This is a genomic window from Pseudomonas sp. NC02 (assembly GCF_002874965.1).
Classification (GTDB): Bacteria; Pseudomonadota; Gammaproteobacteria; order Pseudomonadales; family Pseudomonadaceae; genus Aquipseudomonas.
In genome coordinates this window covers 107,228-120,597 of the sequence record NZ_CP025624.1, presented here as the reverse complement: position 1 = coordinate 120,597, position 13,370 = coordinate 107,228, and the positions used below count along the sequence as shown (strand labels likewise).

The 13,370-nt window shown below is 59.0% G+C and carries 14 protein-coding genes; 11 read left to right on the top strand and 3 right to left on the bottom strand.

The genetic code is table 11. From position 1 onward, the window contains the following. Positions 1-234: 234 nt before the first annotated feature. Together C0058_RS00595 and C0058_RS00590 are read right to left on the bottom strand one after the other, a co-directional pair. Complete coding sequence (locus C0058_RS00595; protein WP_102367845.1) at positions 235-1,455, bottom strand: CaiB/BaiF CoA-transferase family protein; 1,221 nt, start codon at positions 1,453-1,455, stop codon at positions 235-237. Between the two features lie 13 nt (positions 1,456-1,468). Beyond that, positions 1,469-2,650 (bottom strand): acyl-CoA dehydrogenase, encoded by a 1,182-nt coding sequence (locus C0058_RS00590; RefSeq protein WP_010168706.1) that lies wholly within the window; start codon positions 2,648-2,650, stop codon positions 1,469-1,471. Positions 2,651-2,807: 157 nt separating this feature from the next. On the opposite strand from C0058_RS00590, the gene C0058_RS00585 reads away from it, so the two are divergent. From C0058_RS00585 to C0058_RS00535, 11 genes are all read left to right on the top strand, one after another. Continuing rightward, entirely contained in the window at positions 2,808-3,707 is a 900-nt protein-coding gene (locus C0058_RS00585; RefSeq protein WP_168197498.1) for a LysR family transcriptional regulator, read from the top strand. A gap of 447 nt (positions 3,708-4,154) precedes the next feature. Beyond that, complete coding sequence (locus C0058_RS00580; RefSeq protein ID WP_003214747.1) at positions 4,155-5,276, top strand: Re/Si-specific NAD(P)(+) transhydrogenase subunit alpha; 1,122 nt, start codon at positions 4,155-4,157, stop codon at positions 5,274-5,276. 15 nt (positions 5,277-5,291) lie between these two features. Further along, positions 5,292-5,615 (top strand): NAD(P) transhydrogenase subunit alpha, encoded by a 324-nt coding sequence (locus tag C0058_RS00575; RefSeq protein ID WP_008439664.1) that lies wholly within the window; start codon positions 5,292-5,294, stop codon positions 5,613-5,615. Further along, positions 5,612-7,048: an NAD(P)(+) transhydrogenase (Re/Si-specific) subunit beta gene (locus tag C0058_RS00570; RefSeq protein ID WP_003214748.1), complete on the top strand. Its 1,437-nt coding sequence runs from the start codon at positions 5,612-5,614 to the stop codon at positions 7,046-7,048. Before C0058_RS00575 ends, C0058_RS00570 begins: the two co-directional genes overlap by 4 nt. Before the next feature lie 179 nt (positions 7,049-7,227). Continuing rightward, entirely contained in the window at positions 7,228-8,721 is a 1,494-nt protein-coding gene (locus tag C0058_RS00565; protein ID WP_102367843.1) for an acetyl-CoA hydrolase/transferase family protein, read from the top strand. A gap of 318 nt (positions 8,722-9,039) precedes the next feature. Beyond that, positions 9,040-9,255: a DUF1127 domain-containing protein gene (locus C0058_RS00560; protein ID WP_003214752.1), complete on the top strand. Its 216-nt coding sequence runs from the start codon at positions 9,040-9,042 to the stop codon at positions 9,253-9,255. 262 nt (positions 9,256-9,517) lie between these two features. Beyond that, entirely contained in the window at positions 9,518-9,712 is a 195-nt protein-coding gene (locus tag C0058_RS00555; protein ID WP_102367842.1) for a DUF1127 domain-containing protein, read from the top strand. Between the two features lie 151 nt (positions 9,713-9,863). Continuing rightward, positions 9,864-10,184, top strand: a complete 321-nt coding sequence (locus C0058_RS00550; protein WP_008439660.1) for a DUF2388 domain-containing protein — start codon at positions 9,864-9,866, stop codon at positions 10,182-10,184. 106 nt (positions 10,185-10,290) lie between these two features. Next, positions 10,291-10,599 (top strand): DUF2388 domain-containing protein, encoded by a 309-nt coding sequence (locus tag C0058_RS00545; RefSeq protein WP_008439654.1) that lies wholly within the window; start codon positions 10,291-10,293, stop codon positions 10,597-10,599. A gap of 26 nt (positions 10,600-10,625) precedes the next feature. Continuing rightward, complete coding sequence (locus C0058_RS00540) at positions 10,626-10,946, top strand: DUF2388 domain-containing protein (RefSeq protein ID WP_003214760.1); 321 nt, start codon at positions 10,626-10,628, stop codon at positions 10,944-10,946. After that, positions 10,943-12,904, top strand: a complete 1,962-nt coding sequence (locus C0058_RS00535; protein WP_003214762.1) for a DUF4105 domain-containing protein — start codon at positions 10,943-10,945, stop codon at positions 12,902-12,904. Before C0058_RS00540 ends, C0058_RS00535 begins: the two co-directional genes overlap by 4 nt. Here the strand turns inward: C0058_RS00535 and C0058_RS00530 are convergent. Continuing rightward, the gene (locus tag C0058_RS00530) at positions 12,901-13,302 is read right to left on the bottom strand and encodes a GFA family protein (RefSeq protein WP_008439652.1); all 402 of its coding nucleotides are present in this window, start codon (positions 13,300-13,302) and stop codon (positions 12,901-12,903) included. The genes C0058_RS00535 and C0058_RS00530 overlap by 4 nt on opposite strands. Between the last annotated feature and the right edge of the window lie 68 nt (positions 13,303-13,370).

Sequence of the window (13,370 nt, the reverse complement as noted above, 5' to 3'; positions counted from 1 at the left end):
TCCTTCTGGACTTCGATGATCTGAAGCAGCTCGCTGTCGAAACCTACATAACTCTTTGTTTACCAAGGAGTTTTCCGTTTCGACTGCGCCGGAAGTGGGGCGAATTATAGACTTCCAGAATCTGCCGTCAACCCTTAATTCAGCTTTTCTATCAAATAGGCATTTCTGGCTAAAAACCGACCAACTTCCCTCTATATAGAGAGCCTCAACAACCCTCTATATAGAAGAGAAGCTTCAGATGACCCCGGCCTCCCTCAAAGCCGACACATTCGCTGGCGTCAAACCCAGCACTTGCTGCAGCACCTGATAGGTATGCTCACCCAACAGCGGAGGTGCGCTGCGGTATTCAACAGGCGTCTTGGACAGGCGCATAGGACTTGCCACCTGGGGCACAGTACCAGCCAACGCATGAGGCAACTGCATCGCCAACCCGCGCGCTTTTACCTGAGGATCGGCAAACACCTGCGCCAGGTCATTGATCGGGCCGCAAGGCACACCTACTCGCTCCAGCTGAGCTACCCATTCAGCCGTGCTCTTGAACACGGTAGCCTGACGGATCAACGGAATCAGCACCGCCCTGTTGGCCACTCGCAGCTTATTAGTTGCAAACCTAGGATCATCCGCCCACTGGGGCTGCCCAGCCACTTCGGCAAATTTGCGGAACTGCCCATCATTACCCACAGTAAGAATGAAGTCGCCATCCGCCGTAGGAAAATCCTGATAGGGAACGATATTCGGATGAGCGTTACCCAGGCGCTTTGGAGAGACGCCCGTCGTCAGGTAGTTCATCGCCTGATTAGCCAGACAAGCCACCTGCACATCCAGCAACGCCATATCGATATGCTGGCCGCCACCATCATGATCCCGGTGAGCCATGGCCGCCAGGATCGCAACTGTCGAGTAAAGCCCCGTAAGAATATCCGTCAGCGCCACGCCAACCTTAACCGGTCCGGCGCCGTCTTCACCCTCCGGGCGGCCAGTCAGGCTCATCAGCCCGCCAAGCCCCTGGATCATGAAGTCGTAGCCCGCCCGCGTCGCATAGGGCCCGGTTTGACCAAACCCGGTAATCGAGCAGTAGATCAACTCCGGATTGATCTCCTTGAGCGACTCATAGTCCAACCCATAGGCCGCCAAGCCGCCTACCTTGAAGTTCTCGATCAGAATGTCGGACTTCGCCGCCAGGTCACGCACCAGCTTCTGGCCCTCCGGCCGCGTGAAGTCGATCGTCACCGATTCCTTGTTGCGATTGGCAGACAGGTAATACGCCGCCTCAGTGGTGTTTTCCCCATACGCATCCTTGAGGAAGGGTGGCCCCCAGGCACGAGTGTCGTCGCCATTCCCGGGCCGCTCGACCTTGATCACTTCAGCGCCAAGGTCTGCAAGTATCTGCCCGGCCCAAGGGCCCGCCAGCACTCGCGACAAATCCAGTACCCGCAGGTGCGAAAGCGCGCCCATGGTCGTTCTCCTATTAATAGAACGCCTGAATACCGGTTTGCGCTCGCCCCAGGATCAATGCATGCACGTCGTGAGTACCCTCATAGGTATTCACCACTTCAAGGTTGACCAGGTGGCGGGCAATGCCGAACTCATCCGAGATGCCGTTACCACCGAGCATGTCACGCGCCATCCGGGCAATGTCGAGCGACTTGCCACACGAGTTACGCTTCATGATCGAGGTGATTTCCACAGCCGCAGTGCCCTCATCCTTCATACGACCCAACCGCAGGCATCCTTGCAGCGCCAGGGTGATTTCAGTCTGCATGTCTGCGAGCTTCTTCTGGATCAGTTGAGTAGCCGCCAAAGGCCGCCCGAACTGCTGGCGATCAAGGGTGTACTGACGCGCGGTATGCCAGCAGAACTCCGCGGCCCCCAAGGCACCCCACGAGATCCCGTAGCGTGCCGAGTTAAGGCAAGTGAACGGTCCTTTCAGGCCACGCACATCCGGGAAGATGTTCTCTTCAGGAACAAACACGTTATCCATGACGATTTCACCGGTGATCGAGGCGCGTAATCCGACCTTGCCATGGATCGCCGGAGCACTCAGGCCTTTCCAACCCTTTTCCAGCACGAAGCCGCGAATGTCGCCCGCATCGTCCTTGCCCCACACCACGAACACATCCGCAATCGGGCTGTTGGTAATCCACATCTTGCTGCCAGTGAGGCTGTAGCCGCCATCCACTTTGCGCGCGCGGGTAATCATCGCGCCCGGGTCGGAACCATGGTTAGGCTCGGTCAGGCCAAAGCAGCCAATCCATTCACCAGAGGCCAGCTTCGGCAGGTATTTCTGCTTTTGCGCTTCGGTACCGAATTCATTGATAGGCACCATCACCAGTGAGGACTGCACACTCATCATCGAACGGTAGCCAGAGTCCACACGCTCTACTTCACGAGCGATCAGGCCATAGCTGACGTAGTTCAATCCACTGCCACCGTACTGCTCTGGAATCATCGCCCCCAGCAGGCCGGTCTCACCCATTTCGCGGAAGATCGCAGGGTCAGTCTTTTCATGGCGGAAGGCTTCGAGAACACGGGGCGCCAGCTTGTCCTGGGCGAACTGTTCGGCACTGTCGCGCACCATGCGTTCTTCTTCGGTGAGCTGTGAATCCAGCAGCAGTGGATCGATCCAGTTGAAGCTTGCCTTACCGCCCATGAGTGAGTCCTCGCGAAGTAAATCAAAAGTCGTGCATGGAGCCTAGGCCGGGCAGGCGAGGAGGGCAAACGAGGATTTTGCATAGCCTTGTGCTAATTTCTCACTCCGTAACATTCAAAAGCGGCATAGATGCTCTTTACTTGTGAGGTCACGGTACATGCGCAGAAAAATTCCCAGCACCACGGCGCTGGTCAGTTTCGAGGCTGCAGCCCGCCACGAGAGCTTTACCAAGGCGGCACAGGAGCTTTCGATCACCCAGGGCGCAATCTGCCGACAAATCGCCAGTCTTGAGGAGTTTTTAAGTGTCGAGCTGTTTCGACGCTCGCGCCGGGGCGTGAAACTGACAGAAGCAGGGCTTTCCTACAGTCGCCGGGTGGCTACGCAACTTGACGCCGTGGAACGCGACACCCTTTCGATCATGGGACAGCAGGGCACCAACGTTATTGAACTGGCGGTGGTCCCGACGTTCGGCACCCAATGGCTGATCCCACGCCTCAAGGACTTTCAGCACCAGCATCCCGAAGTCACCGTCAACCTGACCAACCGCACACGGCCTTTCCTGTTCGCCGATACCGAATTCGACGCGGCAATCTACTTTGGCGATGCCGACTGGTCCGGTACCGAATCCCACAAACTGATGGGAGAAAACCCGCTCCCGGTATGCAGCCCGCGCTTGCTGGACGGTCGCACGCACTTCACTGCACACGAAATCGCCGAACTGCCCCTGCTGCAACAAACCACTCGACCCTATGCCTGGCGCCAGTGGTTCAACGCGCAACAGCTGGACATACCCCGCGACATGACAGGCCCGCGTTACGAGCTATTCTCCATGTTGTCCCAGGCAGCCATGCACGATATGGGCATTGCACTGATACCGCCGTTCCTTATTCAAAGGGAACTGAGCGATGGGCACTTGGTGATTGCCAGCCCTCAGGTACTGGCGAGCTCAAAGGCTTACTACCTGATGATTCCCGAGAGAAAGGTCGAATCAGCTTCTCTGCATGCGTTCAGAGACTGGCTGATTGATCAGTCGCATCGTTACAACCCCAATATCTAAAGGGTCTTCGTCAATTTATTAACTTTGTAGTCAACAAAATAAAATACCTACATATGTATATATATGTCGCAATTTAGAAGACCGCATCTTTTGACCCTGAAATGGCCTTTAAGCCATGTAGGTATTGGCCTGTAGCCATAAAATTGCAGCGATGCCCAAGCATTCACGTCGGCGATGGAGATGCGCTGATATTTCGGTAAAAACTCTTTAATCTCCTGTATTTAAACGACTTTAATCTATCCATTGCGACAATCGGTCACGGGGTGACTTGTAGTTAATTTTTCGTCACCCGTCATAATCTCTTGAAGGCCGTAAAGTTCGCCTGCAAAATGCCGCGCCCCGCTGTATTTCAGCGGGATCGTGCTGATCGGCCGCCCAGATTCGCCTGTCGTGGCGCACTGGCCTTTTACAAAAATCAAAGCAAAAAGATCATGCAGGAGATTTGACGTGCACATTGGTGTTCCTCTCGAAACCCAGACCGGTGAAACGCGGGTGGCTGCCACCCCGGAAACCATCAAGAAGCTGATCGGCCAGGGCCACAAGGTCACTGTGCAAAGCGGGGCAGGCATCAATGCCAGTGTCGTCGACAGTGCCTATGAAGCGGCAGGCGCAACCATTGGCAACGCCAGTGATGCATTCGGCGCCGAGCTGATCCTCAAGGTAGTCGCCCCCAATGACAGCGAACTGACGCTGATCAAAAGCGGTGCAGTGCTGGTGGGCATGCTCAATCCGTTCAGCAACGAAACCATCACCCGACTGGCCGAGCATGGCATCACGGCCTTTGCCCTTGAGGCCGCGCCGCGCACCTCCCGCGCGCAGAGCCTGGATGTGCTTTCTTCCCAGGCAAACATTGCCGGCTACAAGGCTGTACTGCTCGCCGCCCATCACTACCCACGCTTCATGCCAATGCTGATGACCGCCGCCGGTACGGTGAAAGCCGCTCGCGTGCTGATTCTTGGAGCTGGTGTAGCAGGGCTGCAGGCGATCGCTACCGCGAAACGCCTGGGTGCGGTCATCGAAGCGTCCGACGTGCGTCCGGCGGTAAAGGAACAGATCGAATCCCTGGGCGCCAAGTTCGTCGACGTGCCATACGAAACTGATGAAGAACGTGAATGCGCGGTTGGCGTGGGCGGTTACGCGCGCCCAATGCCAACAAGCTGGATGCAGCGCCAGGCCCTGGCCGTGCATGAACGTGCCAAGCAAGCCGACATCGTCATCACCACCGCACTGATTCCGGGCCGCAAGGCACCGACCCTGCTCAGCGCCGAGACCGTCGCTCAGATGAAGCCAGGCTCGGTGGTCATCGACCTCGCCGCAGCCCAGGGCGGCAACTGCCCGCTGACCGTGGCAGACCAGGTGGTCGTGGAAAACGGTGTGACCATCTGCGGCCCGACCAACCTGGCCGGCGCCGTCGCCGCCGATGCCTCGGCGCTGTACGCACGCAACCTGCTGGACTTCCTGAAGCTGGTCTTCACCAAGGAAGGGCAGTTTGAAATCAACCTCGAAGACGACATCGTCGCCGCGTGCCTGATGTGCCGCGACGGCCAAGTCATCCGCAAAAACGCCTAAGCAGGGATTCAGACGATGGAAGAGCTTATTTCCCCCGGTATCTACAACCTGATCATCTTCGTGCTGGCGATTTATGTCGGTTATCACGTGGTCTGGAACGTCACCCCGGCCCTGCACACCCCGCTGATGGCCGTGACCAACGCAATTTCGGCGATCGTGATCGTCGGCGCCATGCTGGCAGCCGCACTCACCGTGACACCACTGGGCAAGACCATGGGCACCCTGGCCGTAGCCCTCGCGGCGGTCAACGTGTTCGGTGGCTTCCTGGTTACCCGCAGGATGCTTGAGATGTTCAAGAAGAAAGCCCCGAAAGCAAAAGAAGAGGCGCCATCGTCATGAGCATGAATCTGGTCACGACGCTCTACCTGATCGCGTCGATCTGCTTTATCCAGGCCCTTAAAGGCCTGTCACACCCGACGACGTCCCGGCGCGGCAACCTGTTCGGCATGCTCGGCATGGCGCTGGCAGTGCTCACCACCGTGGGCCTCATCTATAAGCTCGGCGCCGAGCTGGCCACTGCCGGAATTGGCTACGTCATCGTTGGCCTGCTGGTCGGCGGCACCGCCGGCTCGATCATGGCCAAGCGCGTGGAAATGACCAAGATGCCGGAGCTGGTGGCGTTCATGCACAGCATGATCGGCCTGGCTGCAGTGTTTATCGCCATCGCCGCAGTCGTGGAACCACAGTCGCTGGGTATCGTGAAACACCTGGGGGATTCGATCCCCGCCGGTAACCGCCTGGAGTTGTTCCTCGGTGCAGCCATCGGTGCAATTACGTTCTCCGGCTCGGTCATCGCCTTCGGCAAGCTGTCGGGTAAGTACAAGTTCCGCCTGTTTCAGGGCGCACCAGTACAGTTCGGCGGTCAGCACAAGCTGAACCTGGTGCTGGGGCTGTTGACGCTGGGCCTGGGCCTGGCCTTCATGTTCACCGGCAACCTCAGCGCCTTCGCATTGATGCTGGCCCTGGCGTTCGTGCTGGGCGTGCTGATCATTATCCCGATTGGCGGCGCCGACATGCCGGTGGTCGTCTCGATGCTCAACAGCTACTCCGGCTGGGCTGCGGCGGGGATCGGCTTCTCGCTGAACAACTCGATGCTGATCATCGCCGGTTCGCTGGTGGGTTCAAGCGGTGCGATCCTGTCGTACATCATGTGCAAGGCGATGAACCGCTCCTTCTTTAATGTACTGCTCGGCGGTTTCGGCAACACGGCAGACGCCGCCGGCCCGGCCGGCTCGAAAGAAGCGCGCCCGGTGAAATCCGGCTCGGCTGACGATGCAACCTTCCTGCTGACCAACGCCGATACCGTAATCATCGTACCGGGCTACGGCCTGGCGGTGGCACGGGCACAACATGCGCTGAAAGAGCTGACCGAGAAGCTGACCCACCGCGGCGTGACCGTGAAGTACGCGATCCACCCGGTTGCAGGCCGTATGCCTGGTCACATGAACGTATTGCTGGCCGAGGCAGAAGTGCCTTACGACCAGGTGTTCGAGATGGAAGACATCAACTCCGAGTTCGGCCAGGCCGACGTGGTGCTGGTGCTAGGCGCCAACGACGTGGTCAACCCGGCCGCCAAGAACGATCCCAAGTCGCCCATCGCGGGCATGCCGATCCTCGAAGCGTTCAAGGCCAAGACCATCATCGTCAACAAGCGCTCGATGGCCAGCGGCTATGCCGGCCTGGACAACGAACTGTTCTACCTGGACAAGACCATGATGGTCTTCGGCGACGCCAAGAAGGTCATCGAAGACATGGTCAAGGCCGTCGAATAAACACTGCGCCAGCGCAATACCCAAAACCCTGGCCTTTAGTAGGCTGGGGTTTTTTATTGCCGGTAAAAACCGACAAAAGGCTCTAAATCGCTGCCTGGCATTCGACCATGGTAGCGGGACGAAATTTTTTGAAATCACTAGACTGCGCATCTTGCTTCCGTAGCCCGAGATAACAATCCATGTACCGTGATCGTATCCGCTTGCCTTCGTTGTTGAACAAGGTCATGAGCGCGGCTGACGCTGCCGCACTGATCCAGGACGGCATGACCGTCGGCATGAGCGGCTTCACCCGCGCCGGTGAAGCCAAGGCCGTGCCCCACGCCTTGGCCGAACGCGCCAAGACATCACCGCTGAAAATTACCCTGATGACCGGCGCCAGCCTGGGCAACGACCTGGACAAGCAACTGACCGAAGCCGGTGTACTGTCGCGACGCATGCCATTCCAGGTAGATAGCACCCTGCGCAAGGCGATCAACGCCGGCGAGGTGATGTTTATCGACCAGCATTTGTCGGAAACCGTCGAGCAGCTGCGCAACAATCAGCTCAAGCTACCGGACATCGCGGTGATCGAAGCCGTAGCGATCACCGAGCAAGGCCACATTGTGCCAACCACTTCCGTGGGCAACTCTGCCAGTTTCGCGATTTTCGCCAAGCAGGTGATCGTCGAGATCAACATGGCGCATAACCCGAACCTGGAAGGCCTGCACGACATCTATATCCCGAGCTATCGCCCGACCCGCACGCCAATTCCGCTGGTGGCCGTGGACGACCGTATCGGCAGCACCGCGATTCCGATTCCGCCGGAAAAGATCGTCGCGATCGTCATCACCAATCAGGCGGATTCGGCCTCCACCGTGACGCCGCCCGACAGCGACACCCAGTCGATCGCCAATCACCTGATCAACTTCCTTAAAGAAGAAGTCGACGCCGGACGCATGACCAACAAGCTCGGCCCGCTGCAGGCAGGCATCGGCAACATTGCCAATGCGGTGATGTGCGGTTTGATCGAGTCGCCCTTCGAAGACCTGACGATGTATTCGGAAGTCCTCCAGGATTCCACATTCGACCTGATCGACGCAGGCAAGCTGAGCTTTGCCTCAGGCAGTTCGATCACATTGTCGGAACGGCGCAACGCCGACGTGTTCGGCAACCTGGAGCGCTACAAAGACAAATTGGTGCTGCGGCCCCAGGAAATCTCCAATCACCCGGAAGTGGTGCGGCGCCTGGGCATCATCGGCATTAACACCGCGCTGGAGTTCGACATCTATGGCAACGTCAACTCCACCCACGTCTGCGGCACCCGGATGATGAACGGAATTGGCGGCTCGGGCGACTTTGCGCGCAACGCGCACCTGGCGATCTTTGTCACCAAGTCGATTGCCAAGGCCGGCGCGATTTCCAGCGTGGTGCCAATGGTCAGCCATGTGGACCATACCGAGCATGACGTCGACATCCTCGTGACCGAGGTCGGCCTGGCGGACCTGCGGGGCCTGGCGCCGCGGGAGCGGGCTCGGGTCATCATCGACAACTGTGTGCACCCGGCGTACCGCGATGCCCTGAACACCTACTTCACCCAAGCCTGTGTGCTGGGCGGGCACACCCCGCATATCCTGCGAGAAGCACTGAGTTGGCACATCAACCTGGAAGAAACCGGGAATATGCTGAAGGCGTGATTGATACAGATTCGGGCTGATGCAAACACAGTTTCATCAGCCCGAGCTTCCGAGCCCAACTTTTATAAAAAACTGTACTGCTGTACCGGTCATTTCCTACTGAAATATCCTACCTCGAACTCCATAAACGCCTAAAACGCACCATAAAAGTGCCGACAGGTACAGTTGCCCCAATTTCGTACAGTACAGCCCCTATAAACAGTTAACTGGCCCCTCACAATACAGGTGAACTGTATCTAGAGAGTCTTGCGCGGGAGGAGGATCATTGGCACCAGTTAAACCACTACCTAATCCCGCCACAAGCGGAAGGATGTCATCATGGAACGTACACTCAGTTCCGATCTGTTCTTCGAAGAAAAAGCTGTAAACACCCAGGCTTCCCTGCCTCTGCGCGTTCTCGCCAACCTGATGTTGTGGCAGCGCCGCATCTCCAGCCGCCATCAACTGGCTCGTCTGGATTCGCGTCTGCTGGCTGACGCCGGTATCAGCGAAGCACAACGCTACGAAGAGCTGAGCAAGCCGTTCTGGCGCTAATTAGCGTCCGCTGGCCCTGACCCACCGGGTCCACCGCCAGCACTCCGAATTGTTAAAGCAGAACCCGCCCCGGGTAACCGGCGGCGGGTTTTGTTGTTTATGGGGTTTGGATTTTCAATGGCGAAAACAGTCGGCTTTCTACAGACCGATACAGTTTAAAAAACATAACAATTAAGCAGTACAATTTAACCCGCGTGTATCTGTACCGGTAGCACCCTCCAGCCCAAGATGGTGTTCCAGGACCTCATGAAAGGCGCGCGTCATGAATACCAAAAACCAGCAACACCCTCGGTTGATACCGCTACTCAAGCGCACCGCTGCAGCACTCGTCTGCTGGGGGCAACGGGCCCGCACACGCAGGCTGCTGGCTCAACTGGATCCGCGGGAATTGTCCGATGCGGGTATCAGTCACGGCGACCGGGCATCTGAGCTGGCCAAATCGTTCTGGCGCGAGTAATCACCGCAGGAAGCTATCCGAACAGATAAGCGGCGGCTAATATCCGGCTACCACGTGGCGAACCCTGTAGAACGGGCGTCTGATGCCCATGGTCTCGCTGCTCAAGCAGTAGCTTTGTGCCACCCTTTCGTTCATTTACAGGAGTCACCCCATGTCCCGTCTTCACCTGCTGAGCGCTGCAGCCCTGCTGGCCCTGGCTGCCAATGCCAACGCCTCCAGCCTGATCGTGACCACGGATTCGATCGTCGGCGCACTGAAAGCCACCTCAGACGCCACCTCCGATGCCACTTCCTCCCTGCGTGACAACAAGGTCGTACGTGCCGCCCGTGACGACGCCGCCAGCTTCGTTGCCAGCGAAGGCGCCATCCGTGGCGTAAAACTGGAAAGCGCCCTGGCCCAGATCCGCCAACAGGCTCCACAACTGAATACTGCGACTGACGCGCAGCTGGCCCAGGCGATCCTGGCCATCTGACCGCAGGTGGGATAAAGGGGGCGCCAGGCGCTCCCCGAACCCTCCGCGCTGGCTCTCGCCCGGGCATTGCGCTAGCCTTGGCGCTCGTTTTCAGTTGTCGAGTCCCATGGCTTTTTCATACCGCCTGTTGATCGCTCCCGTAGTGTTTTGCACCTGCTGGTCCACGCAAGCTCCGGCCTTTGACCTTTCCACCCAGAGCCTCGTTGTCAGTGCGTATGCCACCAGCAAAGTGACCTCCGCACCGTTCGACCATAAACTGATACTGGCCGCCCAGGATGACGCTGCCGCTTTCATTGCCACTGACGGCCAATGGCGGGGAGCCCGACTGGAATCAGCGCTGGATTATCTGCGCCATACCCAGCCAAAACTTAACGCCAGTGACCTTGAACTGGCGCAAGCAATTCTCGTCCAATAATCATCTTTGTATTTCGGAGTCATTCCATGCGTAGCCCGCTGATCGCCGCCGCTCTCGGCCTGCTGTTGTTGGCCGGTGTTGCCCAGGCACAAACCCTGAAGGCCACCAGTAACATCATCGTCCGAGCCTCGGCCCGTACCATCGATTTCACCTCGGACACCACCACGTCCATCCGCGACTCCAAAGTCGTACGCGAAGCCCACGACGATGCCGCCAGTTTCGTCGCCAGCAATGGCGAGATTCGTGGCGCTCAACTGGAAGCCGCCTTCGACACCCTGCGAACCCGCGTGCCGGAAGCCCGCGACGCCAGCGACCAGGTCCTCGCCGAAGCTATCCTCTCTCTGTGAGGCGCATTGCCGCCTGGCTACTGGCCGGCACCTTGCTGCTGGGCGCCAGCGCGGCTCAGGCCGCCCTGCAACTGCGGCTCAAGACCGATGGCTTGAGCCCGGCCCAGCAGCAGGCGAGCCAGGCATTGCTGGATGAAGCGATGCAGGCGTTGCCGCCGCGCTTCATCGAGCAACTGGACCGGACCATCGACGTCGGCTGGACCGACAAGATGCCCGAGAACGCCTACGGCCAGGCTTCGCTGGTGTCCGAACTGGACCTCAACAGCAACTTGCTGGAAAGCCTTACCGACGGCAGTGCCGCGACGCAAAAAACCAATCGCCCCCACGGCACCGTGCGCCGGGAAATGCTCGCCACCGTGCTGCATGAACTGACCCACATCTATGACCGTGCCCGCCTGTGGTCCAGCGCCGACCGCAAGCTGATCCAGCGTTGCAGCCGCCAGAACAACATCACCGGCCTGATCGGCCTGCCCGATCAATGCCGGGGCCAGAACGACCGCCGCTTTACCCTCAGCGATGACCCACGCCTGCTGGACCTCGCCGGGTGGCCGCAATACGTCGGCCGTCGCGGCGAACGTGAACAGAACAACCATCAGGTCGCCCGCAGCCCGGACATCTACGAAACCACCAGCCCGCTGGAATTCGTCGCCGTCAACATGGAGTACTTCCTCCTCGACCCGAGCTATGCCTGCCGCCGGCCTTCGCTGTACCGCTATTACAAGGAACACTTTGGCTGGGCGCCGCCCGCCAAGGACACCTGTGCCAAAACCTACGCCTTCCTCAACGCCGGCAACGACTTCGCCAAGACTCCACTGGGCCAGGTCGACCCCGAGCGGGTCTACGAAATCGACTACCTGCTGGCCGAAGCCAACCAGAACCTCGTGAGTCGCTGGGGCCACAGCATGCTGCGCCTGGTGATCTGCGCCCCCGGCCGGCCACGGGGCCCGGACTGCCGCCTGGACCTGGACCAGCACCTGGTGTTGTCCTACCGCGCGTTTGTCGGTGACGTACAACTGTCGAGCTGGGACGGCCTGATCGGCAAATACCCGTCGCGGCTGTTCGTGCTGCCGCTGTCTCAGGTCATTGACGAGTACACCAAGACCGAGCTGCGCGGCCTGGCGTCGGTGCCGTTGAAGCTCACGCGCCAGGAGATCAACGATACCGTCGAACACGCCGCCGAAATGCACTGGAGCTACGACGGCAACTACTTCTTCATCTCCAACAACTGCGCAGTCGAGAGCCTGAAACTGTTACGCAGCGGCAGCGCCAACCCGCAGCTGACCGGCCTGGACAACATCACGCCCAATGGCCTGCTGGAAGTCCTCAAGGGCCGAGGCCTGGCCGATACCAGTGTACTGGACGACAAAAAACGCGCGCTGCGCCTCGGCTATCACTTCGACTCCTTCCGCGAGCGCTACCAGGCGATGTTCGAGGTGTTGAAAAAGCGCCTGCCGATCAAACAGGCTGAAGTGGAGGATTGGTTGTCACTGAGTGCCGAAGAGCGCCGCCCATGGTTCGCCGAAGCCGACCTGCGCGCCAGCGCCGCCTTGTTGCTGCTGGAACAGGCGAGCTTCCGCAAGCAGCTCATGCTGGCCCAGGATGAAGTCAAGCAACGCTACCTTGGCGCCCGCGAGCTGAAGAACGGCGGCATGGAAAAGGCCAACGCGACGTTGCAGCAGATCCTCGCCAACAGTGGCTTCCTCAGTCGCCCGGCAGAGCTGCTGGGCACCAGCGGTTACGGCTTGCCACAACCAACAGAATCCAAACGCCTGGAATCAGAGAGCGCCGCGCGCCAGAAGCAGTTGCAGTCGCTGACCGGCGATCTGGACAAAGAGGTGAGGGCGCTGCTGGAACCGGCCCGCGCGGCGGAGATTGCCGCATGTGAAGCCAACCTCAAGCAGCTAGGCGAGCACTTGCGCGCACTGCACAAGGCCTCCGGCGGGTTCGAACTGCCCTAGAGCGCTTCTCCGGCTTCTTCCGGTAGTTGCTCATCCAGGTGTAACCACGGCAATCGGCTCTCTACCCAGATGTGCCGATCTGCCGGGGCCAGCTCCGGGTGATCCAGGGTTGCGATGGTCACATCGATACTCTCGGCACTCAGTTGCGTTACCAGCGCCAAATGCGCCCCACAGTTAGAACAGAAATACCGCACGCATGTCGGCGAAGATTCGTACTGCGCCGGCGTTCCCGCCACCCAGGCGAACGCGGAACGGGGCAGGGTGATCCAGGTCGTCACCAAGCCGCCGCTGACCCGTCGGCAAATCGAACAGTGGCAGTGGGCAATATCCACCAACGCCCCGCTGAACTGATAACGCACCCGCCCGCAATGGCAGCCGCCTTGGTGTTGCTCATGCATGCTCTGTCTCCCACATCCTTATTTCACACAGGACCAGTCGTCCATTCAACGTAGCCCGTTTCTCAAGC

Excerpts from the sequence above, each read along its gene's own strand:
- C0058_RS00585 (WP_168197498.1), top strand. The coding sequence starts at position 2,808 with ATGCGCAGAAAAATTCCCAGCACCACGGCGCTGGTCAGTTTCGAGGCT.
- C0058_RS00565 (WP_102367843.1), top strand. The coding sequence starts at position 7,228 with ATGTACCGTGATCGTATCCGCTTGCCTTCGTTGTTGAACAAGGTCATG.
- C0058_RS00575 (WP_008439664.1), top strand. The coding sequence starts at position 5,292 with ATGGAAGAGCTTATTTCCCCCGGTATCTACAACCTGATCATCTTCGTG.
- C0058_RS00540 (WP_003214760.1), top strand. The coding sequence starts at position 10,626 with ATGCGTAGCCCGCTGATCGCCGCCGCTCTCGGCCTGCTGTTGTTGGCC.
- C0058_RS00550 (WP_008439660.1), top strand. The coding sequence starts at position 9,864 with ATGTCCCGTCTTCACCTGCTGAGCGCTGCAGCCCTGCTGGCCCTGGCT.
- C0058_RS00570 (WP_003214748.1), top strand. The coding sequence starts at position 5,612 with ATGAGCATGAATCTGGTCACGACGCTCTACCTGATCGCGTCGATCTGC.
- C0058_RS00560 (WP_003214752.1), top strand. The coding sequence starts at position 9,040 with ATGGAACGTACACTCAGTTCCGATCTGTTCTTCGAAGAAAAAGCTGTA.
- C0058_RS00545 (WP_008439654.1), top strand. The coding sequence starts at position 10,291 with ATGGCTTTTTCATACCGCCTGTTGATCGCTCCCGTAGTGTTTTGCACC.
- C0058_RS00595 (WP_102367845.1), bottom strand. The coding sequence starts at position 1,455 with ATGGGCGCGCTTTCGCACCTGCGGGTACTGGATTTGTCGCGAGTGCTG.
- C0058_RS00530 (WP_008439652.1), bottom strand. The coding sequence starts at position 13,302 with ATGCATGAGCAACACCAAGGCGGCTGCCATTGCGGGCGGGTGCGTTAT.
- C0058_RS00590 (WP_010168706.1), bottom strand. The coding sequence starts at position 2,650 with ATGGGCGGTAAGGCAAGCTTCAACTGGATCGATCCACTGCTGCTGGAT.
- C0058_RS00555 (WP_102367842.1), top strand. The coding sequence starts at position 9,518 with ATGAATACCAAAAACCAGCAACACCCTCGGTTGATACCGCTACTCAAG.